21 protein-coding genes are annotated in these 21,901 nt (G+C 52.9%); 14 read left to right on the top strand and 7 right to left on the bottom strand.

Annotation, left to right across the window (positions count from 1 at the left end; translation table 11 throughout):
• Positions 1–442: 442 nt before the first annotated feature.
• Positions 443–2,134 (bottom strand): sodium:solute symporter, encoded by a 1,692-nt coding sequence (locus tag JIN87_RS24775; protein ID WP_200358732.1) that lies wholly within the window; start codon positions 2,132–2,134, stop codon positions 443–445.
• 165 nt (positions 2,135–2,299) lie between these two features.
• On the opposite strand from JIN87_RS24775, the gene JIN87_RS24770 reads away from it, so the two are divergent.
• Positions 2,300–3,019: a DUF2293 domain-containing protein gene (locus tag JIN87_RS24770; RefSeq protein ID WP_200358730.1), complete on the top strand. Its 720-nt coding sequence runs from the start codon at positions 2,300–2,302 to the stop codon at positions 3,017–3,019.
• Positions 3,020–3,185: 166 nt separating this feature from the next.
• Here JIN87_RS24770 and JIN87_RS24765 read toward each other — a convergent pair whose 3' ends face one another.
• Entirely contained in the window at positions 3,186–3,434 is a 249-nt protein-coding gene (locus JIN87_RS24765) for an HP1242/YdcH family protein (RefSeq protein ID WP_200358728.1), read from the bottom strand.
• An 82-nt stretch (positions 3,435–3,516) separates the two neighbouring features.
• The gene (locus JIN87_RS24760; RefSeq protein ID WP_200358726.1) at positions 3,517–4,431 is read right to left on the bottom strand and encodes an AraC family transcriptional regulator; all 915 of its coding nucleotides are present in this window, start codon (positions 4,429–4,431) and stop codon (positions 3,517–3,519) included.
• A gap of 262 nt (positions 4,432–4,693) precedes the next feature.
• On the opposite strand from JIN87_RS24760, the gene JIN87_RS24755 reads away from it, so the two are divergent.
• The 13 genes from JIN87_RS24755 (at position 4,694) to JIN87_RS24695 (ending at position 16,763) form a co-directional block, all read left to right on the top strand.
• A complete protein-coding gene (locus JIN87_RS24755) occupies positions 4,694–5,713 on the top strand; it encodes a zinc-binding alcohol dehydrogenase family protein (protein ID WP_200358724.1) in 1,020 nt (339 codons plus the stop codon).
• 62 nt (positions 5,714–5,775) lie between these two features.
• On the top strand, positions 5,776–6,576 hold the full coding sequence (locus tag JIN87_RS24750; protein WP_200358722.1) for an SDR family NAD(P)-dependent oxidoreductase: 801 nt from the start codon (positions 5,776–5,778) through the stop codon (positions 6,574–6,576).
• 116 nt (positions 6,577–6,692) lie between these two features.
• Positions 6,693–7,262, top strand: coding sequence for a TetR/AcrR family transcriptional regulator (locus tag JIN87_RS24745; protein WP_200358719.1), 570 nt, complete (start codon positions 6,693–6,695; stop codon positions 7,260–7,262).
• A 67-nt stretch (positions 7,263–7,329) separates the two neighbouring features.
• Positions 7,330–7,854 carry a peroxiredoxin-like family protein gene (locus tag JIN87_RS24740; RefSeq protein WP_200358717.1) on the top strand — a complete coding sequence of 175 codons (525 nt, stop codon included), beginning with the start codon at positions 7,330–7,332 and terminating at the stop codon, positions 7,852–7,854.
• Positions 7,855–7,878: 24 nt separating this feature from the next.
• Complete coding sequence (locus JIN87_RS24735; RefSeq protein WP_200358715.1) at positions 7,879–8,463, top strand: NAD(P)H-dependent oxidoreductase; 585 nt, start codon at positions 7,879–7,881, stop codon at positions 8,461–8,463.
• A 55-nt stretch (positions 8,464–8,518) separates the two neighbouring features.
• On the top strand, positions 8,519–9,256 hold the full coding sequence (locus JIN87_RS24730; protein ID WP_200358713.1) for an SDR family oxidoreductase: 738 nt from the start codon (positions 8,519–8,521) through the stop codon (positions 9,254–9,256).
• Positions 9,257–9,359: 103 nt separating this feature from the next.
• Positions 9,360–9,971 (top strand): NAD(P)H-dependent oxidoreductase, encoded by a 612-nt coding sequence (locus JIN87_RS24725; RefSeq protein ID WP_200358711.1) that lies wholly within the window; start codon positions 9,360–9,362, stop codon positions 9,969–9,971.
• Positions 9,971–11,827, top strand: a complete 1,857-nt coding sequence (locus JIN87_RS24720; protein ID WP_200358709.1) for a monovalent cation:proton antiporter-2 (CPA2) family protein — start codon at positions 9,971–9,973, stop codon at positions 11,825–11,827. Before JIN87_RS24725 ends, JIN87_RS24720 begins: the two co-directional genes overlap by 1 nt.
• 231 nt (positions 11,828–12,058) lie before the next feature.
• On the top strand, positions 12,059–12,349 hold the full coding sequence (locus JIN87_RS24715; RefSeq protein ID WP_200358707.1) for a putative quinol monooxygenase: 291 nt from the start codon (positions 12,059–12,061) through the stop codon (positions 12,347–12,349).
• Between the two features lie 212 nt (positions 12,350–12,561).
• Entirely contained in the window at positions 12,562–12,825 is a 264-nt protein-coding gene (locus JIN87_RS24710; protein WP_200358705.1) for a hypothetical protein, read from the top strand.
• Positions 12,826–13,045: 220 nt separating this feature from the next.
• Positions 13,046–14,461 (top strand): radical SAM protein, encoded by a 1,416-nt coding sequence (locus JIN87_RS24705; RefSeq protein WP_200358704.1) that lies wholly within the window; start codon positions 13,046–13,048, stop codon positions 14,459–14,461.
• Positions 14,458–15,252, top strand: coding sequence for a class I SAM-dependent methyltransferase (locus JIN87_RS24700; protein ID WP_200358702.1), 795 nt, complete (start codon positions 14,458–14,460; stop codon positions 15,250–15,252). Before JIN87_RS24705 ends, JIN87_RS24700 begins: the two co-directional genes overlap by 4 nt.
• A 5-nt stretch (positions 15,253–15,257) precedes the next feature.
• Positions 15,258–16,763 (top strand): dihydrolipoyl dehydrogenase family protein, encoded by a 1,506-nt coding sequence (locus JIN87_RS24695; RefSeq protein ID WP_200358700.1) that lies wholly within the window; start codon positions 15,258–15,260, stop codon positions 16,761–16,763.
• A 2-nt stretch (positions 16,764–16,765) separates the two neighbouring features.
• On the opposite strand, the gene JIN87_RS24690 is transcribed toward JIN87_RS24695, so the two are convergent.
• The 4 genes from JIN87_RS24690 to JIN87_RS24675 all read right to left on the bottom strand — a co-directional run bounded on the left by JIN87_RS24690 (position 16,766) and on the right by JIN87_RS24675 (position 21,746).
• Positions 16,766–17,854, bottom strand: coding sequence for a LacI family DNA-binding transcriptional regulator (locus JIN87_RS24690; protein ID WP_200358698.1), 1,089 nt, complete (start codon positions 17,852–17,854; stop codon positions 16,766–16,768).
• Between the two features lie 89 nt (positions 17,855–17,943).
• Positions 17,944–18,816 carry a hypothetical protein gene (locus JIN87_RS24685; RefSeq protein WP_200358696.1) on the bottom strand — a complete coding sequence of 291 codons (873 nt, stop codon included), beginning with the start codon at positions 18,814–18,816 and terminating at the stop codon, positions 17,944–17,946.
• 29 nt (positions 18,817–18,845) lie between these two features.
• Complete coding sequence (locus JIN87_RS24680) at positions 18,846–19,697, bottom strand: hypothetical protein (protein ID WP_200358694.1); 852 nt, start codon at positions 19,695–19,697, stop codon at positions 18,846–18,848.
• Between the two features lie 192 nt (positions 19,698–19,889).
• A complete protein-coding gene (locus tag JIN87_RS24675) occupies positions 19,890–21,746 on the bottom strand; it encodes a sulfatase family protein (RefSeq protein ID WP_200358692.1) in 1,857 nt (618 codons plus the stop codon).
• Positions 21,747–21,901 lie beyond the last annotated feature (155 nt).

Here is a 21,901-nt window from a genome sequence, read left to right as displayed (position 1 = left end):
CCGTGACAGACTCGCTGTCAAAAAACCGCTGGGAATCACCCACCAGCGCGACACGCGGGCACAAAAAAGCCGCGTGACCCAATCGTCCGCGGCACTCTAAAGTTACCTGCAGTAGCCGTTTAAACAGCGACCTGCAGAAGCGAACGAATTATCCATGATACATCATTTATGCGTGTCAGATTCATATGCGTTCGCTCCTTTCTAAAATATGTCTTCGGCGTGCTCTCTTTGCCTCAAAGACTCTCGCAACCCTGCTAGAGCCGCCTTAAAAGTCAATTGCAAAGGCGTGGTAGGGTCCGACCGCCGGGCGGACCGCAACAGCAAAAAAAAAGACTCTGCGGCTCGCCGCCCGTCGAGCCCTCCGCCTCCCTGTAGGGCGGGGCGTTGACCCGCCACCACACAGTGGCCTCACCGCAGCGGCTTACAAAACAACCTGAAATGACTACCCCAGCCAGAAACTGAAATACAGATAAACAAGAGCCACCAAACCTAGCACCACAGCGGTACCGATGTAGTCCCAAGCGCCGATTCCGCTTTTGGTATCTTCGCGGCTCTCCTTACTCAAGGTACCATAGGTGAGGTTTTCAATCTTCTCAGCAGGCGGAGGAGGCGTCATCAGCGACGCTACCACAACTACGATCGCGCTAATGGCAAACAGCCAGCCAGTGGCGAAAAGGAAATTGTATTCACCAATTGCGACCAAAAAAGGCGAACCCTGCAGCATATCAGCCCCCACCATACCTTGGATTGTGAGCTTAACCATACCTAGGACGAAGCCAATCGCTAGACCAGCAACCGCACCCGTTCCATTGATTCGTTTGAAGAAAAGCCCGAGCAAGAAGACTGCGGTAATCGGAGGAGCCAGATACCCCTGTACACTCTGTAGATAGACATACAAGCCTCCTCCAGAAATCTTCTCCATGACCGGGATCCAAAGTATCCCCAAAACCACGACAACTCCAGTAGCAAAACGACCAACCCGCACCAACCTCCGCTCTGACGCCTGCGGATTGATCTTCTCATAAATGTCGATCGTGAAAAGCGAGGCACAGGAATTAAATAGCGAAGACAACGAGCTCATCAAAGCCGCAATCAATCCGCCCACAACCAGACCACGTAAACCGACCGGCAGAAGTTCCGTGACCATCGTGGCAAAGACGCCGTCACCATTGACCACCATTTCACCTCCATCGCCCTCTTTCAAAGGCAAGTCAATCATCCCCTTCTGGTAGAGCGAGTAACCAACCAGTCCTGGTAACAAAAAGATGAATACTGGCCACACTTTCAGAAAACCGCCAAAGATCGCGCCTCGGCGAGCTTGCTGCAGGTTCTTCGCCGCCAAGGTACGCTGCACGATGTATTGGTCAGTACACCAGTACCAGATGCCAATAATCGGTGACGCAATCATAACGCCCAACCACGGAAAGTCCGGATCCGTATTCGGTCGCCAGAGAGCGAAACTCTCCGCACTCTCGGATGCCACCGCTTGCAACTCACCCCAACCACCTAGCTTGGACAAGCCAATCCAAGTTATAAAAAACGATCCGATCAGCAAAGTGATCGCCTGCATGGCATCGGTGTACACAACCGCCCGGAATCCCCCGATCACCGTATAGATACCAGTCAGAGCCACTGTTGTGAGAGCCCCCACCCAAAACGCGTTCTCAGGGCTGCCAAATGTATCCGGAAGAATGACACCAAACACCATCCCCCCAGCGTAGACCGTTACCGAAACCTTCGTGAACACGTACGCCACCAAGGACACAACCGAGAGGATCCAGCGAGCCTTCGCATTGAAACGCTTCTCCAAAAACTCCGGCATCGTGAATACACCCGAGCGATAATAGAAGGGAACGAATACCCAACCGAGCATCACCATGATCCAGGCATGCAACTCCCAGTGAGCCATCGCCATACCGCTAGTAGCTCCGTTACCCGCCAAGCCTACGATATGCTCGGAACCGATGTTCGATGCAAAGAGCGAAGCCCCGACCGCGAACCAGCCAATGTTTCGTCCCGCCAAGAAATAGTCGGCAGAAGTCTCTTGCTTACGCGATGCTCGCCAAACGATGAATGCGATGATGGCGAAGTAAACAGCTACAATCGCCCAATCCAGGGTGCTTAGGGTACTCATAAGTGGAGGAGGGTTCAGGGTTTACCCAAAACGGGGGTACGAGGTGAGGTTGGAGCCAAAACTGACTTTCGCCGAGTCAAAGAAAAGTATCGCACAACTCAACGGTTAAAAGCAAAACGCCCTCTTCTAATCAGTCTCACAATTTACTGCCACAAATCTCCCGAGTTGAACGTCCACCCACACTCTCATCCCCGCAAGGTTATCTCCCCCCAAGGAGAGGTTCTCAACGTACCCGAAAACTGGGCACTACTCGAACCAGGCGACGCCACTCTCACACGTCGCGTCAAAGCCGCCGGCCCCACCTGGACCGTCAAACAGAAGAAAGGCAGACGGATCATCTCCCTCGGCGTCTGGGCTGACAAAGAGACGATAGAGACCGAGCGACTCCGCCTCCTCGTGGAGCGACAAGACCCCGCCTACAAAAAGCGCCTCCAATCCGGTCGCGACCGACGAGCGAAACAGGAAGCCAACTACGCCGTCGAATTCCGCCAGCAGGTGCTAGACTTTCTCAACTTCCATTCAGGCTACGACACGCTCGCTCAAGAGCTCGCCACCCGAATCGCCGACCACGCCGTTCCAGTCGGCAGCGGCACAGTCGCCCGCACGCAACGCATCCCCGTCGAGAAACGAGCCGAGGCCGCGACAATAGCCTGGATGCGACACCAAACCACCGCCTACGACACGATGTACATTCCTCGCGTCAAAGGCCAACGCCGAGAGACCCGCCGCCGCCTCGCCGCCGAATCCAAGCGCCTCCTCAACACATACCGCCAAGGACTAGCGACCGATCCCCACACCTGCCCCCTGCAACAAGCCTTAGCCCCCAACCAAGACAACCACCAGCCAACTCCCCCTCCCCCCAAGCAATCCCAATTGGAGCTGTAAGACCCTGCAAAGCGTCGCCTCACCGCTGCGCCCTACACCACCTCATCACTGTAGGGCGGGGCGCCGAGCCGCCTCCCACCACCCACCCACCCCGCAAAACGCAAAGTAGCGGCTCTCTTACGAGAACCGCTACTTTCCAAGGTGCAAACAACGACAGGCTGAATATCTACGAGACGGACGCGCCCCCTAGACGCGAATAAAGCGAGTCTTTCAAACTCGCCCTCTCATTCTTCAATTCATGCATCGCGTCGTCATCAATTGGCGTTCCACGCTCTTCCAAGCTACGGATTTCCGCGTCCAACTCATCGTAACGCTTCGCATCCTTCGCAAAAACCTCATCGCTTCCAACAAGCTCTGAGATCGCTTCCTTATATTCTGGGAACTCGACTAACAGCGAGTGATCTTCTCCTAACATAACGTTTCCTTTTTTTGGGTATTAAACAATACGATACGGCTAAGACCGACGTCTGCGACTATGCACCGGTTGGCCGCATAAGTCAATTTATTGCTGGCTGATTTGCCTTATATTCTAGGGCTTCATTCCGCAAGGGACCTGCCAACACTCCACACCCGATCCGAGCTTCGCGAAAGCCTTTCACCGTCATTCCGTAGACCTTCTTGAAACAGCGAGACAAGTGGCTGCTATCGGTAAACCCAAGCTGGTACGCGATCTCCTTAAGCGACGCATCACTGTGCAGCACTTTCGTTTCCACGATACGGAGTTTCGACTTGATGATATAGTCCTTCAGGCTCGTCCCTGCGTTTTTCTTGAAGTATTCAGAAAAGTAAGACGGCGATATCCCAAACTCGACCGAGAGAGCATCCACTCTCAATTTTTCGTTGTTCTCAACGTTCGTGTTTATGTAACGCAGAACCTCCCCGAACCGGTTATCGATCTCATTGGCCTGATCCACATAGCGGTTCTCGATACTGCGGGCCAACACGCTCAAGATCCCAGCCACCGCCCCCGCGATGATCGATTCAGAGTAAGAGTCAGACACAGTATACTCCCGATGGATCGACTTGATACTGTTGACAATAAACTCCCGCTCCCGCTCAGAAGAAATGATATCTCCCGGCACCTTATTGTAGTTGGCCAGTATATACGCGATCCGGTCAAACCACTCTGCGTAGCGGGTTAAACCATCTTCCTTCAAGAAGTAATGGTCTGTAAACCGGATGAAGTAGAACCGTGACGGCTTCGCTATCTTGAAGGAGTGACAATCCAAAGGAGGCAGCAAGAAGATATTCCCCTCCCGATACTCGAACAGGTTCTTGTTGATACACTGGATCCCTTCCCCCTTCTCCACGTAGACGATCTCGAAGAAGTTATGCTTGTGGGGACGATCTCCCCAAGAGCTCAACTCCTCTACACTGACCTCAAACACTTTCTTCGCGCTTTCCGTTTTCATTGTAAAATTACTGGTTCAATTAGGTTAAAACCCGGAGCAATAGCCAAAAAGATGACCTCAAAGAGCCCCATTGGCTAGCTTAGAGTCACTCAAACCAAGATTCATACAATTCAATCCAATATTCGTACAAGCCTTACGGTTTGATGGTCCGGCCAGCTTTTGAGATTACTATCTCTATCAAACAGGCAAGAGCCACCCCGGCCTCTAACGACCCGCTCACTCAACAAACAGGCGAACAGAAACCTAATCCTCACAAAAAGAAATGAAAGCAATTGGATACACTCAAGCCGGCCCTATCGACGCACAAAACGCACTTGTCGCATTCGACGCCCCTACTCCGGAGCTCGCTCCGCACGATCTCTTAGTCGAGGTCAAAGGCATCTCGCTCAACCCAGTCGATGTCAAAGTCCGGGCCGCTGAAGCGTTCGGCCCCGAAGAAGGCCAAACGAAGATAATAGGCTATGACGCCGCCGGCATCGTCCGCGAGACAGGAAGTGCGGTGAGTAAGTTCAAAGTAGGCGATGAAGTCTTCTACGCTGGAGATATCACCCGCTCTGGATCAAACGCCGAGCTCCAAGCAGTAGACGAACGCATAGTCGGCAAGAAACCGAAGTCTCTCGAGTTCGCCAGGTCTGCCGCCCTCCCCTTAACATCCATCACCGCTTGGGAGATTCTCTTTGACTCATATGGCCTCAAAGAAGGCGGAGGCGAAGGAGAGGCGATTCTCATCATCGGCGGAGCAGGCGGCGTAGGTTCAATCCTGATACAACTCGCCAAGCAACTCACCAAACTAAAAGTCATCGCCACCGCATCCCGCCAGGACACGGTAGACTGGGTAAAAAAGATGGGGGCAGATCACGTCATCAACCATCGCGAATCGCTCGTGGATCAAATGAAGGAACTCGACATCCAGCCCCGCTACGTCGCCTCCCTCAACGGAACCGAAGGACACTTTACCGCGATCGTCGATCTCATCAAACCACGGGGTCATATCGCCCTCATCGATGACCCGCAATCGATCGATATCCATTCCATCAAGCCAAAGGCTCTCAGCTTCAGCTGGGAATTCATGTTCACACGTTCGATGTTCCAAACGGATGATATCGAGAAGCAACACGAACTGCTCAATCGCATTTCCGAACTCGTCGACCAAGGCACCCTAGTATCCACAGCCACCACAAACCTTGGGACCCTGGGCGCTGAAACCTTAACCCAAGCCCATATCCTGCAAGAAAGCGGTCGAGTGATCGGCAAGAACGTCCTCGACGGGGTTAGAAGCTAAACAGACACAAAAAAGAGTACACCGTTCTCGAGCCAAGCGAAGAAAGTCGAATTCAACGCATCATGAACAAGACAATTCTCATCACCGGAGCTACCGATGGAATCGGCCTCGCCGCTGCCAAACAGATCGCGGCCGCAGGCCACTCGCTTCTCATCCATGGCAGGAATCCCGAAAAACTCCAAGCCGCCAAAGCTGAACTCTCGGCCCTCTCCAATAGTTCGCAGATCGAAACCTACATCGCCGACCTATCTGTACTCTCTCAAGTCGAGGAGCTCGCTCAGCAAATCAAAGCCAAGCATCAACATCTCGACGCTCTGATCAACAATGCCGGCATCTTCCGTACCAACAACACTGTCACTCCAGACGGCTTGGACGTTCGATTTGCAGTCAACACCATTGCCCCCTTCCTCCTCACCCAGAGACTCCTTCCACTTTTGAAGGATTCCGCTCGCGTCATCAACCTGTCCTCAGCCGCGCAAGCTCCCGTGAACCTGGAAGCTCTGTCAGGCAGTGCCCGAGTGCCCGACATGGAAGCTTACTCGCAAAGCAAACTGGCCCTAACCATGTGGTCCCACTTCCTTGCCTCTCAAATTCCCGAAACCGTCTTTGTCGCGATCAACCCCGGCTCCCTCCTCGCAACCAAGATGGTCAAGGAAGGTTTCGGCGTCTCCGGCAAGGACATAGGCATCGGCGCGAACATCCTCGTGCACGCGGCCCTTTCGGAGGAATTCTCCACTGCGAGCGGCAAGTACTTCGACAATGACATTGGACGTTTCTCGAAACCACATCCCGACGGAGAAAACACCAGCAAGTGCGAGGCAGTTGTCGAGGCGATCAATTCAGTTCTAAAGAACCAGCCCTGAAACGCGTCACCGGAAACCCACTACATTTGAACTAGTTCTTGAACTCGCTCAGCTCGCCAGTGATTTCGATTGACACTTACCTACCTACTGGTAGGCATTTCATCGTTTTCAGAAACATGGCGACTACCGACACCAAAGGCGAACTACTGGACTGCGCGCAGGATTTGATCCAGCGAGTGGGCGTGAACGCCATGAGCTATAACGACTTAAGCGTCGAAGTGGGCATTCGCAAAGCCAGCATTCACTACCATTTCCCCAAAAAGGACGACCTGATCGAAGCCCTGCTCCTACGTTGCGGCAACGACTACAGCGACCGCTATCGCGAAATCGCGAGCTCTCAAAAAACCGTCCTCGAGAAATTAGAAGCTCTCGCCGACATGTTCGATAACTCGCTTGCCCAAGGAAAGATATGCCTCGTGGGTATGCTTTGCGTCGAATCCACCACCCTCTCCGACAAGCTCCAAAACACGCTCGAATCTACTATCAATAATTGCATCGGCGTCATCGAAAGTATCTTCATCCAGGGCGTGGCCGACCAAACCCTTCCCCAGGATATGAATACGAACGAGGCCGCCCACGCCTTTCACGATACACTGCTCGGAGCTCAGATCATCGCCCGCTCCCTCAAGAGTCGCGACCATTTCAAAATCGCCGCCACGACCTACCTCAACTTGCTTCGCGGCTAGGTCAGCTTTTTTTAGATCATTACCCTACCTACTAGTAGGTTTAACACTAAGACCACCTAAATATATCATGGATTCCCGAAAACTCATCTCCGGGGGAGAGATTCCCTCGATTACCCTGCCCTTGCTCGGCGGAGGCAGCGTAACCCTCGGCCAACGACAGAACCCCGACAATTGGCAAGTCGCCATTATCTACCGCGGTCTCCACTGCCCGCTTTGCGCCAAATATCTGAGCAAGCTGGAAACGCTCAAGGAAGGGTTCGCCAAAGCCGGAGCGGAACTCGTCGCCGTTTCGGGCGACCCTCCCGAGCGAGCCCAAGCAATGGTCGAGAAGACCGGACTTAGCATTCCGGTCGCCCACAGTCTGACCATTGAACAAATGCAAGAGCTCGGCCTGTACATTTCAAAACCACGTTCCGACGACGAGACCGATCGTCCTTTCGCCGAACCTGCCACTTACGCAACCAACGAAGATGGCAAGCTGCACCTGATCGACATCTCAAATACCCCCTTCAACCGGGCAGATCTGGTCGAACTCCTCGATACCGTCGAGTGGGTTCGGGAAAACAATTACCCAATTCGAGGCACTTACTGAGCCAAATCATTCGTTACAACAGACATGAAAAACCTACTCATTATAAACGGGCACGAACCGTATCCATTTTCTGAAGGCAAGCTGAATTCCTCCCTCGTTGAGAAGGCTCAAGCCATTGCCAAAGAAAAAGGGTATGAAGTGAGAACCACCATCGTGTCCAACGGCTACGATGCAGATGAGGAAGTGGACAAGCATCAATGGGCTGATGTGGTCCTCCTCCAATATCCAGCGAACTGGATGATGGTGCCATGGTCCTTCAAGAAGTACATGGATCTTGTCTACACTCAAGGGATGGATGGTCGCCTCTGCGGCGGAGACGGCCGCACCCGCAAGGATCCGAGCATCCAATACGGCCAAGGCGGCACACTCGACGGAAAGAAGTACCTACTCTCCATCACCTTCAACGCACCGAAGGAAGCCTTCGACGATTCCGAGCAGTTCCTCTTCCAGGGCAAGGGAGTGGACGACCTAATGCTCCCCGTTCACATGAACTTCCGCTTCTTCAATATGAGCCCGCTCGAAACCTTCGTCTGTTACGACGTCATGAAGAACCCCGACGTGGAAAACGACTTCAAACGTTTCGAATCACACCTAACCGAACAGCTTTAGATAAATCGCAACCAAGAGCGGGAAATCTCGTCCGCTCGACAACAACACAAAACAGATGGGAACAATAGAAAACAAAGTAATCGTAATTACCGGGGCTTCGAGTGGTATCGGCGAAGAAACCGCTCGCCTCCTAGCGAGTAAAGGAGCTCGCGTCGTCCTCGGAGCGCGCCGGGTCGAGCGTCTCGACTCTCTTGTCGCGGACATCCAAAAAGCAGGTGGCACCGCTGTCGCTCAAGCAACTGACGTCACAAACCGTGAACAAGTCAGCGAGCTTATCCAAAAAGCGACTACCGAGTTCGGACAAGTGGACGTCGTTATCAACAACGCCGGAATCATGCCGGTCGCCCCTATGGCGATGGCAAAGGTCGACGAATGGGACAGCATGATCGACGTGAACATCAAAGGTCTCTTGTACGGAATTGCTGCCGCTCTTCCAGGCATGAAGGAACGTGGCGAAGGGCATATCATAAACGTCGCCTCAGTAGCCGGACACAAAGTCTTTCCAAACTTCTCCGTCTACTGCGGAACCAAGCACGCCGTGCGCGCCATTTCGGAAGGGCTTCGTATGGAAAATCCGGATATACGGGTTACCACAATTTCCCCTGGCCTCATCAAAACCGAGTTGGAGGACTCCACGCCCGATCCTGCGATCCGCGAGGGCGTGAAGGACTTTTATAGCCAGCACGCGATTCCACCCTCTTCCATTTCGGAAGCGATCGCCTACGCTATTGAGCAGCCGGCACAGGTTGAGGTGAACGAGCTGGTAATACGTCCAATTACACAAGAGCTCTAGCAAGAGCCTTCGCTAGATTCGACCATTTGACAGGCTCTCGCTTTCGGATATGTGAGAGCTTGTCCAATCCACACTTGCCTGTCCCCTCTACGCCTCCGCGCCTATGAAAAAGATCCTCATCAATTTCGCTCATCCAGCGAGGTCGCGATCATTGATCAACAATGCTCTGCGCTCCGCAATTGAAGGCCTGGAAAACGTCACGCTCAACGACCTTTACGCACACTATCCCGATTTCCTGATCGATGTGAAACGCGAGCAAGCACTCTGCGAGGAACACGACGTTATCATCTTTCAACACCCCTTCTACTGGTACTCCACGCCAGCGATTATGAAGGAGTGGCTCGATCTCGTACTTCAACACGGCTGGGGGTTTGGCTCCCACGGAAACGCTCTCGCCGGCAAACTCTTCCTGCAAGCCCTCACTGCAGGAGGCGACGATAGCACGTACCAAAAATATGGTTACAACGAGTTCACCATCAGCGAACTCACCTCCCCGATGCGAGCAACCGCAAAACTCTGCAAAATGACATGGCTGCCACCATTCGCCGTACTCGGTATCCACCGTGGCCTCAGACAGGAAAAGGTATCAGCCTACGCTGAGGACTATCGACAAGCGGTCATCGCTTTGCGCGACGAGACACTTGACCTCGAACTCGTCAAACAAAGCCCCTACCTGAACAGCAACCTAAGCACTGCAATTCGGAGACCCGTCTAATGGAACAATTCCTTCTCCAACTATTCATCTTTCTCGCCGCAGCTGCTATCGCAGTACCAATTGCCAAAAAGCTAGGTCTCGGCTCCGTGCTCGGCTATTTGATCGCAGGCATCGTAATCGGCCCCTTCGGCTTTTCCATGATCGGAAACGTGGAAGACGTCATGCACTTCACAGAGTTCGGAGTTGTCATGATGCTCTTCCTCGTTGGACTCGAACTAAAGCCTTCCCTGCTTTGGCAGATGCGGACGCCGATATTGGGAATGGGTGGAACGCAAGTTGTCGTCTCGAGCGTACTCATCGCAGGCGTGGCCATCGCCTTTCTCCCCTGGCAACAAGGCCTAGCCGTAGGGCTCATCCTCTCGCTCTCATCAACAGCAATCGTCCTGCAGACACTTCGGGAGAAGGGATTAATGGATACATCGTCTGGTCGATCCATCTTCTCCGTCCTACTTTTCCAAGACCTAGCGGTCATCCCTATGCTCGCGCTCCTGCCGTTGCTTGCGACCGTCCCCCTCTCTCACGATGACGGTCATCACGGATCCCACCTTTTCGATATTGGCACGCTGCCAGGCTACGCTCAGGTCCTTATCACACTCGGGGCCATTCTCGCGATTCTCCTACTTGGCAAGTACGCCAGCAGGCCTATATTCCGAATCATCGCCTCCACCCGAGTACGCGAAATCTTCGTCGCGGCCGCGCTCGCACTCGTAGTTGGAATATCAGTACTCATGACAGTGGTCGGTCTTTCACCAGCCCTTGGAGCATTTCTGGCTGGGGTTGTCCTGGCCGACAGCGAATACCGCCACGAACTGGAGAGCGATATAGAGCCGTTCAAAGGACTGCTTCTCGGGATCTTCTTCATCTCCATCGGGGCGAGCCTCAACTTCACCTTAATCGGCGACGAGATTCTGCTCATCACTGGCTTGGTCCTTGGCCTGATGGGCCTTAAGGCACTTGTGCTTTTCGTGACCGGACTCGCGTTTAAAGTACAGAAATCAGACCGCACCCTCTTTTCGATCTCCCTCGCTCAAGGAGGGGAGTTCGCATTCGTTTTGTTCCAGTTTTCCAAAACCAATGGCGTCCTCCCGAGCACCACAATCGACCCGCTCATTTCAGCAGTCGCCATTTCGATGTTTCTCACGCCACTTCTCTTCCTCGCTTACGACAAGCTAAGCGCGAAGCAGCAAATCAGCGGAGACACTCGTGAGTCAGACAACATCGACAAGAAAGGACACAAGGTCATACTCGCCGGTTTTGGCCGCCTCGGCACCGATCTCGGACGATTCCTAATGACCGCCGGTATCAAACCCGTCATTCTCGACCATGACGCTGGCAATGTCGATGTGCTGCGTAAATTCGGATTCGAAGTCTATTACGGCGACGTTACCCGCCTCGACCTTCTTGAAGCAGCGGGTGCCGCCGAAGCAGAGCTTCTGGTCATAACCATTAGCGATGTCGAAAAAGCGAGAGAGCTCGTAGAGCTTGTATCCAAACACTACCCACACCTCAAAATCGCCTCTATCGCCGCCGACCGAACGTCCGCTTACGAACTGATGGACCACGGCGTCACAGTTATCCGACGCGAGACCTACGGAAGTGCCCTTAACCTGGGATTCGACACCCTTAAGCTACTCGGCTTCGAACCCTATGAAGCAAGCCGAATGAAATCGATATTCCAACGCAATGACGACGCCATGCTATCAGAGCTTCACAAGATCCATCGTCAGGATGAGGAGAACTACGTTTCCATGTATCAGAAGCACACCGCCGAACTGGAAGAACTCATGACCCTCGATAAGAACAACAGCTCTGATGAACTAGACAAAGCCTGGGCCCCGGCAAATCCGGAGGACTAGGTCGATTAAGCAAAAAGGCCAAATTCAAACCACGCAGATCAACGTCGGCACAGGAAAAAGCTTGCTTCAATCATTTAAAACCTGTGCACGCCGTGTAATTGTCTCCACACTCCGCTTCTCGAGTGTCGTCTCTTCGATCCTCGGTAGTGGTTAAAAACCAGATACAAATCCAACCTCCTTCGTGACACTTCGTGTCCTTCGTGGGCAAAAATCCAATTACTTAACACTATCATGTCTAAACTCACAATAGTCGCAAACATCCACGCCAAGGCCGACTCCATCGATCTCGTCAAAACCGAGCTCCTCAAGCTCATCGAAACCACTCGTGCCGAGGCTGGCTGCATCAACTACGACCTGCACCAAGACAACGAGACTCCCACTCACTTCTTCTTTTTCGAAAACTGGGAAACGCGAGAGCTCTGGCAGGACCATATGGAAGCCCAACACCTCAAAGACTTCCTAGCCGCGACCGACGGAGCCCTCGAAAGCGTCGCCGTCAACGAGATGACCCAAATCGGCTAAAAAGACCTCCTGAATCGAGCTACGTCGCTCATGCACAATCTCCTCAACCGCAGGCCCTTACCAAGGGACTGCGGTTTTTCATGCCCGCTAACCAAGCAATTTCCCGAGAAAAAAGACGAGCCCCGGGAATAAGCGCCTCAGTCGTTCGTCATAGGGTCAATGCCAACGACCTCAAGTAGGTCACATAAAACCCTATAACCAACGGCACAAAAATGATCAGAAAGACAATCGCGATAATCGCAGTACTCGGCTTCGCTAGCGCTAGCTTTGCCGGACAATATTCAAGTCAGAATAGCAAAGGGCCCAAACAAGGGGAAACTTCCATGACCAGTAAGATGATCAAGGACAATGGAACTTCAGGACAATACTCCTCACTCTCAAAAGGGCCCAAGCAAAGCGATATGAAGTCGAACAAGAGCCTCACCAAACAACCAATGAGGCGAGCCTTATCCGGCCAGTATTCCAGTATTCGCTAAGCAATCACAAATCATCTACCGCCCCAATACCGCAACAATCCGGATTGGGGCGTTCATCCTTCTAAAGATCCCTCATTCTACTTTTTAAACCGATTAAAGACATTACTTTGTAGGGTCGGCGCTCGTCGCCGCACCGCAGAGCCCCAGTCATACCGACGCGGTACGGCGACAAGCGCCGCCCCTACAATCCAATCCCACCAAGTAGAACAACACTGCCTTAATGAACAAAGTCCCACCACCTCCTCTACAAAAGAAATACGTATCCACACTTCCTGACTTCAAACGCGGAGAACTTGTCAAAAAGACCACTAGCATCTGCCCCGGGTGCCTTCAGTACATAGAAGCTGAGGTCTTTCGTCGCAACAGGCAGATCTGGATGGATAAGACTTGCCAGAAGTGCGGCCCCTTTAGCGCTTTGCTATCGAGCGACGCCAATGAGTACCTGATAAAAGTCCCCGACTCTCAGCAGGCCTCGTCCTGCGGTTGCGGCAGCGGTGGATGCGGTTCGGCAATCGATAACCACAGCTGCGTACTGCTCGTGGAGATCACTCAAAAGTGCAACCTCACGTGCCCGACTTGCTACGCGTCCTCGTCGCCGCAAAATGATCACTTTCTCTCTCTCAAAGAGTATGACGCCTTGCTAGATAAATTGCTCGCCAATCAGCACGGCGATGCAGATGCCCTGCAGCTCTCAGGCGGAGAGCCGACCATCCACCCGGACATTCTGCCAATGATCGAGCTCGCCTACGAGAAAGGCTTTAAGCAGGTCTACATCAATACCAACGGAATCAAACTCTCCAACGACACCTTCGCGAAATCCTTAGCGAAGCTCGGCAAGCCACTTTCCATTTACCTTCAATTCGACGGCACAACCCCCGATGTCTACGCCAAACTACGCGGAAACGAAAAGCTCGTTGAGGTCAAAGCCCGAGCCTTGGAAAATTGCGCGAAGCACGGGTTCGAAGCCATCCCTGTCATGACCCTGACGCGCGGAGTCAATGACAATCAGATCTCCGAGTTTATCCGAGTCGCCTCTCAATCGCCAGCGGTGAACAAAGCCATGATCCAGCCCGCTATGTACTCGGGACGCTATGTGAATCCACGTCGGGTCGACCGTATCACCGCATCCGATACGATCGGACTCATCGCCGAACAATCTGGAATCTTTAGCCGGGCTGACTTCACGCCAATCCCCTGTGGCGACCCGAACTGCTTCCGCATGGCGCTTGCCTTACGCTCCGACGATGGACTCATCCCGGTTTCACGTTTTTTCCCTCCCTACGAGAAATGGGCTTCGCCCGAGATCTCCGAGGGGATCTCAGCAGTTAGCGACACGTTCGACGATCCAGATGCTCTACAGCGTGCCCTCGCCCTTGCGTCTGAATCTGAAGCACTCGCTCAGCTACCAGAAGAGGAACTTGATCAACTTATCGATCTAATCTCGGGAAGCGAAAATTCTGAAAACGAGAACAGCTGGGGACGTCTCTTCGCGATCGGAATCAAACCCTTCATGGACGCCTACACCTACGACCAAGATCGCATCGACACCTGTTGCACGCATATCACAGCACGCGACGGAACTCCTGTATCCTTTTGCCAATACAACGCCCTCAACCGCCCGCAAGGAAACCTATGAAATCTGAATCTTCAAACTCCTCCTGTTGCGGCGGCGTATCTTGCTGCAGCGTATATGAACACGACTGGGTCGAGGATTTCCTCGGCGAAAGTTTCCACCCTGGTGGCCCCGAACTGAGCGGACGCAGCATCGAGAGCTTGCAGATTACTCCCGGGACACGCGTTCTAGACATCGCATGTGGGCGAGGTTCTTCCGCCGTTAAGATGGCCGAACTCGGCGCGAATGTACTCGCGACCGATGCGAGCCCCAAGCAACTCGAGCTCGCCAAATCTAAACTTGTAGGCGGCGAGTCGATACAGTTTCAGGAACTTCGAGCAGAGGCAGTTCCAGAGGAGCTAGGCCCTTTTGACGGAATACTCTGCGAATGTGCGTTTAGCCTCGTCCAGGACCAAGAGAAGGCCTCTCAGGCTTGGTTCAAGGTCTTGGCTCCGGGGGGGCGGCTTTCAATTAGCGATATGATCGTCAATCAGCCACTCCCCCCTTCACTCGCAGGAGAGATCGGCAATCTGGCTTGTCTCGGCAATGCCCAATCAGTTGAGCAATATACGAGCATCCTTAGCAAAGCTGGATTCCAGAACATCGTTTACCACGACGAGGGCCCCGCTCTTCTCGAAACATTGAGCTCTATGAAGCGGAAGCTCCTCGTTTACGGCATATCTCGCATGGCCGAGATTACGAACGATATTGGATTCTCCTTGGCTGAAATGAAGAACGCGCTCAACGACGCCAAGAGCTCAGTAAAGTCAGGAGCCTTAAGCTATGGGCGAATCAGCGCCCACAAACCTGAATAAGCCCAATGTCCGTCCTCCCCGACAATCCCCACGACCAGCTTCTCGACCAAAACGTAAACCCGAGGCACTGGCCCAAACTTCCCTACCGCGAATCCTATGACTTCATCGCAATCGGCGGAGGCACGGCAGGACTGGTTTCGACAGGAGGAGCAGCTATGCTCGGAGCCAGCGTCGCTCTCATCGAACGCGAGCGGCTTGGCGGAGACTGTCTCGTAACCGGATGCGTGCCTTCCAAAGCGCTCATCCACGCAGTGAACTCGGTCCACCAAGCCCGCCACCTCAATGAGCTTGGCATCAAGACCGGTTCCATCGAAGTGGATTTTCCCGCTGTCATGGAAAACCTAAGACAACAGCGAGCTAAGATCTCGTACGACGACTCTGCCCTTTCGGTGACAGACCGAGGCATCGAACTTTTGCATGGCACCGCGCAATTCACGAGTCCGAATACAATCGAGCTCAATGGTGAGACCATTCGCTTCAAACGGGCGATGATTTGCACTGGAAGTCGACCTCGAATTCCGGAGGTCCCAGGATTGAAAGAGATCCAGCCCCTCACAAGCGACACCGTGTTTAACCTCACCGAATTGCCGCCACGACTCGCTGTCATCGGAACGGGCCCAATCGGCTGCGAGCTCGGTCAATCGTTCGCTCGACTCGGTTCAAAGGTCACCCTTATCGGCACCCGAGACCGCGTTCTGCCACACGACGACCTAGCAGCAGGAAAAATCCTCGCGGAAGAATTCACCAAAGACGGGATTGAGTTGCGACTGAACGCGAAGACCGAACGCGTCTCGAAATCAGAAAGTGGATACAAAATAGAGGGCAACTCCGATGGAACTCCTTGGGAAATCGAAGTCGACAAAATCCTCGTTGCAACCGGGCGCCTTCCAAACATCGAATCACTCAATCTGGAAGCAGCGGGAGTCGCCTACACGGAGCACGGTGTAACAGTCGACGACTACCAGCGCACCAGTAACAAGCGCGTCTACGCCGCTGGCGACATAAGCGGACAGGAGAAGTTCACTCACGCAGCCTACGCGTATGCTGAGTACGCCACGCTGAACGCCCTCGCCCCACTCCGTATGTTCAAGTCGAGCAAACGCCATATCCCCTACTCGACCTACACATCTCCGGAGGTCGCCCACATCGGGCCAACTTGGGAGGAGCTTCAAAGTCGAATCGAGTCACTCGACTGCTACTCGGAGAAATTCACTTCAGTCGATCGATCCAAAATCGAAGGAGCCGCTCTCGGTTTTGCTAAAATCTACACGGAACGCGGCAAGGACAAGATCGTCGCCGCCACCATAGTCGGCCAGCAAGCGGGAGAGTTGATCGGGCACATAAGTCTCGGTCTCACCGCAAATGCAGGGCTCGAAAAACTAGGGCTAACCGTCTTTCCCTATCCAACTCGCTCTGAAGTGGTGAGAAAAGCAGCAGACCAATACATGTTCCGCAAAGTAACCCCTTTGGCAAAGCGTATGGCCAAGGCTTGGTTCCGACTTATGAAGTAGCCCTACTCGCCCGCTTCGTTGTGCACGGCAGAACGTATCTTGATATCGATCGGCTCACCCACTCGCCTCAGCGTCTCGCCTGAATGGTAGTGGCTATCCACTGTCACTACCTTTGGGTTTTCCGGTAGCCCAGTCTTGTTCAAATTCACATCCGCCACGGCGAGCTTGAGAGCTTCACGCCCCACGAGCTCATGCCTGTGGTCCACCCCTGAAACGTAGTCTGGACCTTCCGCGATATCTATCGATGCGAAGCCCAGATCCTTCGGCATATCATAGCCCAAGTCAGCGAGCATCCCCCGCACCATCTCAGAACTGATCACCACATCAGGCTTATAGGTATCCATCCATTCCTTCACTTTCCCCTCGCAAATATCTCTCCTCGGCAGAATCGGGATCCGCTGCGATTCCTCGATCAGCATCGAGTAGAACAAGAAAGATGAGGCGAAAAGCTTATGACCGATTCCACCTCGGGTGTACGTCATGATAAATCCGATACGTTTGTATCCCAGTCGACAGGCCTGCTCGATCAGCTCATCCATCATCTGCAAATAGTTTGTACAGGCCCGATTCAGCATCGGTTCGATAATACTGTATCCAGCCGTAGCGACACAGAGTTCTTCAAGATCCAGTTTCAAGCTACCCACTCCGCTCACCCAAGGGACCGCGATCACCCCCTTGATTCCGCGAGCGGTGAGAATCCCTTTCAAGCGTTTGGGGCTCGCCTTGAGATCTTCGAGATAAATTACATCCAGGCCATAGCCGCTTTCTTCCGCCTGCTCCTCCAATCCGTCTAGGATACGACGAATAAACGGAAAACGCTTTAGCTCTTCCTGCTTAATCTCCGGGACCAGAACGGCGACTTTGGATATCAAGCGATCATCACGCTTCGTGCGCAAATGCTCCATGAGCTCAACGATGCGGCCGTCCTTCTTGTAACCCAAACGCTCTGCTGTATCGAGAACCTCTTTTCTACGTTCAGGGGACACTTTGCTGCTGTTCCGCATGGCGAGCGAAACCGCCGAGACAGATAGCCCAACTTCCTTGGCGATGTCACGCAGGCTAACTTTCTTTCTGGAATTTGGGGTACCCATTCTAGTCAACGATTGAGTACCCAACTGAACTCCTTTGCAATTCAGCTTTTTACCGATCGGCTCGCTGCATTCGAATCAGGACCCAAGACTTACCGAAGGGCCTCTACGTTTTCACGAAAACGGAAGACAATCTCGTATTTCGAAGAAGGAGCTGGATTGACGATAGCGGCAGCGATAACCAACTCCTCTTCATCCTCCTTTGACTCCATAGGAACGTCCCCTTCTTTCCATTTCCGGTAAGCGATCTCTTTCTCAACTGTCTTACGACTCGGAGAGTATTCAATCCTTCGTATCTCGTAGGTTTCGCAATCAACCCATATCTTCTTATCCGTGAACTTGTTTGCAGCGATGACGTAGCATTTCCTGCCGTCTTTCTTTCCTGTTCTCAAGAGGACCAAATTATCATCCAACAGCTCTAGACGCTCACTAGGGTCGAGCACATGGTTTAGAAATGATAGGAGCCCGAAACAGCTGGAATCCACAGCATCGATGAGTTCTCTCAAATCAGGTTCCACTGTTAACTCGGGTGGCTTTTCCCTGTAGTCGCTCCAGTGATACTCGCCATTGATTCTGGAAATAGTCCAATTCAAGCGAGTCTTTCCGGACGAACGAACAAAGCTCCACGAAATCTCATAGTCCTCTGGACTCCGGTACTCAACCTCCAACCTGTACCGGTAAACCAAACTGGTCCTATCAGTCTCCAACCCGCCGGACTTAATGTCGTCGTAGGCAATACTGTAGGAACGAACCTTTTTCACATCGACTCGGCAGGAGTAAGAATCGCGCAACCCGTACAACTCAGCGCTCTGACGCAGGATTTCTTCCGCAGCTTGGCGTCGGTGCTCTGCGCTCTCTCCCGTCAATCGATCGACTTTCGGCCCGACCCCATCGGCATGAGCAAACGAAAGCGCGATTACAGCCAAGGGCAGAGATGCTGTGAAAGAGCAAAATCGGGTAAACATGGGAACTCGCATCTGCACCAACAACAAAGCTACTGAAATTCCTGCCTCGCGAAGTTGAAGACAATTTGGGATCTAGAAAACGAGCGTTTGCTCCTAAACCTCGATGCCTGTGGACGGTCCTCCTCCTCCAAATCTTCAAGTTCTCCTGCGAACCCTGTTTTCCAAGCAATATAAGCCATCTCCTTATCTAAGGTCGCTTCGCTGGGATTGTACTCGATTCGACGCAGTTCAAAGGTCTCACAGTCGATCCAAATCCTCTTATCTGTATACGTTTTGGCCTCTATCAAATAGCACATGCGTCCACCCGTGCGTGATCGTTTGCGAAACACTAAGGTGTCATCCAACAACTCAAGCCCCTCTGCATCGCCGAGAAAAGCGTAGAGAGTGGAGAGCAAACCGTAGGTCGCTACATCGACAGGTCCCATAATACTGCTTAGCTCTGATTCGATCTTACTTGCATTACTCTTCGTGTAGTCGCCCAGGTGATACTCGTCCCCCACTTTCGATATCGTCCACAAGGTCTTCCGTTTCTTATTCTCAGGCACACTCATATATGAGGCCTCCACTAGGGCCGGCCTCTTGTACTCTAGATCGAATCGGTAGTGATCCACAGTGTGTACTAGCGTTGAGCCCTCGACGCTAAATCCATGTTCGTAGGAATCGATCCGCTTAACCTTTACCTGTCCCCGGTAGGACTCACAGGAGGAATAACGCTCCAGGCACTTCTTGAAGATCGCTTCGGCCTTATCTTCACGCCCCATGGACTCGAGCCGCTTCTCCTTTTCCTCGCGGTACTTCGGGCCGCCATCTGCGATAGAAAAAGCGATCAAACTAAAGCCGAGCCCAAACACGGCTGCGGAAATTCTGAGTTGGGGAGACATACAAATTCGACCGAGGACAATCGCTCGGCCTAACAGAGTTGGGAAAACATGGGGTAACGTAAAAGCAACGGGACACTGCTAGGATCTGATTGCAAAAAGGTTAATCAAAAACCGTCACAGACTTTCGAATACAAAAAAAGGAGCCGGATAAAATCCGGCTCCATTAAAGTAACGTGGGAATGTTGTCCTCCCCTACGGCATCAGATACCCGTAGCGACGGCTTACATTACCTCTCTCCGTTGCAAGCCACTCCGCTTTCACCCATGACTCGTCTAACTCGAGCTTTGGCCAATCAGAGAAGTCACTGAATAGGACAACGGTGTTGAGAACGATGTTCGCCTCTACCTCATGCGTGGAGTCCCTGAGGCATTGAGCAAGCCCTTCGTTCGGGTTCTCCGCCCCGATCAGGCCAAGAAATTCCACCGCCCGCAAACGGACAAGATTTTCGCTATCCTTCTTAGCCATTTCCTTGGCTTTTCCGACATAGATCAAAGCCTCGTTACCAAAGGAGCTACAAACAACCAAGCCCCAGTAGCGTTCCCAAGGATCTTCTGAGTCGAGAGCCGCACCAAGATCCTTCTTCGCCTTTTTGAACGGAAGCAGGCTAAGATCCGCTATCTCCATCAATTTAACGATCTTCTTCTTGTTGTCATCCCCATAGGCAATCGGTCCAGACTTGGCCAGAGCGAGAGCAGCGCTCTCTGGATAGAAGCCTAGATCTGGAAGCGATTCCAAACGAGCTCGCAAAGCCTTTCGCATAGACTTCAGCTTTTTCGCGTAGGCTGGATCGTCAGCCAAATTGTTCAGCTCGTACGGATCCTTATCGAGGTCGTACAATCCTTCCGGAGCGCGAGCCTTGAAGAACTGAGCCTGCTTGTCCGTTAGCTCTCCATCCGCATGCAACTCCGCCCATTCCTTGTAGGCGAGCATCCGGTATCGGTATTCATTCATCAAGCCGTCTGGCTGATAAGGATGGTACGCACGAACGTATTTGAAATTCCCTACACGCAAACCACGCACAAAGTCGATCTTCTCGTCGAAGCGATCAGCGTAGGCGAAGTTCGTATCGCGAGCGTTGAGCTCGGAGAGCGATACCCCATCACCCAGAAACGCCTTTCCGTCATGCCCCTTCTGAGCATCGATACCGGCAAGGTTCAAGACGGTAGGAGCGAGATCAACGAAGCTAACGAATCCGTCAACTCGCGTGCCCGGACCTGACGGCAAAAGGTGACGCCATTTCTCTGGTGCATACACGACCATCGGGATCTGTAGTCCACGTTCGTAAAGGTAGCCCTTACTTCCCGGCAACACGCCGCCATGGTCACCGTAGTAGAAGATGATCGTATCGTCAGCCAAACCGTCCGCTTCCAGCTTCTCCAGAAACGCCCCGATCTGATCGTCGAGCGTCATATGCAAGTCACGATAGCGAGCGTTTGTATAGCGGAAGAGTTTTGTATTTGGATGTACCGGAGAGACGGATACTCGTTCCACGTCTGTTTTGGTCGGTGTCATATCTTCCTTCTTGAAGTGCAGCTTTCCTTCGTGAGTCGTCCCGAAGTTCTGTACGTGGAAGAATGGCTGGCCCGGAGCACGCTTGCGGTAGGTCGCCTTATTGCTCGACTCGTTCCAAACCTCGGAGTCGCCGATGTAGTTATAGTCTTCCTTGGAGTTGTTGGAAGTATAGTAGCCCGCCTGCCTCAAGTAGTAAGGAAACATGCGCAAACCATCCGCGATCGGGACTAGCTCGTGGCGACGGTGATGGTGCGTGAGAGCGTGCGGCCCGTAAACTCCAGAAATGATTGTACTGCGAGCCGTCGAGCAAACAGGCGAATTTGAGAAAGCGTGATTAAAAACCACTCCTTGCTCGGCCAAACGCTCGACATTCGGCATCGGCGCCCCAGTCGGGGCGTAGAGTCGCAAGTACTCGGCAGAGTTATCCTCACTTACGATCCAGAGGATATTGGGACGATCTTGCTCGGCTCCAACGACTTGGGCAGCAAGAAACATGGCCACTAGGCCAAAAAGGGTGCATATTTTGGGTCTGATCATGATCTTAAGTCTTAGCGCACCGATCAACTCAGACACCGCATCCCCTCTCAAGTGCTTTTGAGGTTAACGCATTTAAACGGGTGCTCCCCTCTATAGCTCACCGTGAATCCGCGGAACGGTCTGAAATGGAGGATTTTAATCCCTTGTAGGGCTGG

Source organism: Pelagicoccus mobilis, assembly GCF_016595505.1.
Classification (GTDB): domain Bacteria; phylum Verrucomicrobiota; class Verrucomicrobiia; order Opitutales; family Opitutaceae; genus Pelagicoccus; species Pelagicoccus mobilis.
This window is presented reverse-complemented; position numbering and strand designations above follow the sequence as displayed.

Coding starts and splice junctions, on each gene's coding strand:
- JIN87_RS24675 (WP_200358692.1), bottom strand. CDS start 21,746: ATGATCAGACCCAAAATATGCACCCTTTTTGGCCTAGTGGCCATGTTT.
- JIN87_RS24730 (WP_200358713.1), top strand. CDS start 8,519: ATGGGAACAATAGAAAACAAAGTAATCGTAATTACCGGGGCTTCGAGT.
- JIN87_RS24705 (WP_200358704.1), top strand. CDS start 13,046: ATGAACAAAGTCCCACCACCTCCTCTACAAAAGAAATACGTATCCACA.
- JIN87_RS24710 (WP_200358705.1), top strand. CDS start 12,562: ATGATCAGAAAGACAATCGCGATAATCGCAGTACTCGGCTTCGCTAGC.
- JIN87_RS24700 (WP_200358702.1), top strand. CDS start 14,458: ATGAAATCTGAATCTTCAAACTCCTCCTGTTGCGGCGGCGTATCTTGC.
- JIN87_RS24715 (WP_200358707.1), top strand. CDS start 12,059: ATGTCTAAACTCACAATAGTCGCAAACATCCACGCCAAGGCCGACTCC.
- JIN87_RS24750 (WP_200358722.1), top strand. CDS start 5,776: ATGAACAAGACAATTCTCATCACCGGAGCTACCGATGGAATCGGCCTC.
- JIN87_RS24775 (WP_200358732.1), bottom strand. CDS start 2,134: ATGAGTACCCTAAGCACCCTGGATTGGGCGATTGTAGCTGTTTACTTC.
- JIN87_RS24685 (WP_200358696.1), bottom strand. CDS start 18,816: ATGTTTACCCGATTTTGCTCTTTCACAGCATCTCTGCCCTTGGCTGTA.
- JIN87_RS24765 (WP_200358728.1), bottom strand. CDS start 3,434: ATGTTAGGAGAAGATCACTCGCTGTTAGTCGAGTTCCCAGAATATAAG.
- JIN87_RS24735 (WP_200358715.1), top strand. CDS start 7,879: ATGAAAAACCTACTCATTATAAACGGGCACGAACCGTATCCATTTTCT.
- JIN87_RS24695 (WP_200358700.1), top strand. CDS start 15,258: ATGTCCGTCCTCCCCGACAATCCCCACGACCAGCTTCTCGACCAAAAC.
- JIN87_RS24740 (WP_200358717.1), top strand. CDS start 7,330: ATGGATTCCCGAAAACTCATCTCCGGGGGAGAGATTCCCTCGATTACC.
- JIN87_RS24760 (WP_200358726.1), bottom strand. CDS start 4,431: ATGAAAACGGAAAGCGCGAAGAAAGTGTTTGAGGTCAGTGTAGAGGAG.
- JIN87_RS24720 (WP_200358709.1), top strand. CDS start 9,971: ATGGAACAATTCCTTCTCCAACTATTCATCTTTCTCGCCGCAGCTGCT.
- JIN87_RS24755 (WP_200358724.1), top strand. CDS start 4,694: ATGAAAGCAATTGGATACACTCAAGCCGGCCCTATCGACGCACAAAAC.
- JIN87_RS24725 (WP_200358711.1), top strand. CDS start 9,360: ATGAAAAAGATCCTCATCAATTTCGCTCATCCAGCGAGGTCGCGATCA.
- JIN87_RS24690 (WP_200358698.1), bottom strand. CDS start 17,854: ATGGGTACCCCAAATTCCAGAAAGAAAGTTAGCCTGCGTGACATCGCC.
- JIN87_RS24745 (WP_200358719.1), top strand. CDS start 6,693: ATGGCGACTACCGACACCAAAGGCGAACTACTGGACTGCGCGCAGGAT.
- JIN87_RS24680 (WP_200358694.1), bottom strand. CDS start 19,697: ATGTCTCCCCAACTCAGAATTTCCGCAGCCGTGTTTGGGCTCGGCTTT.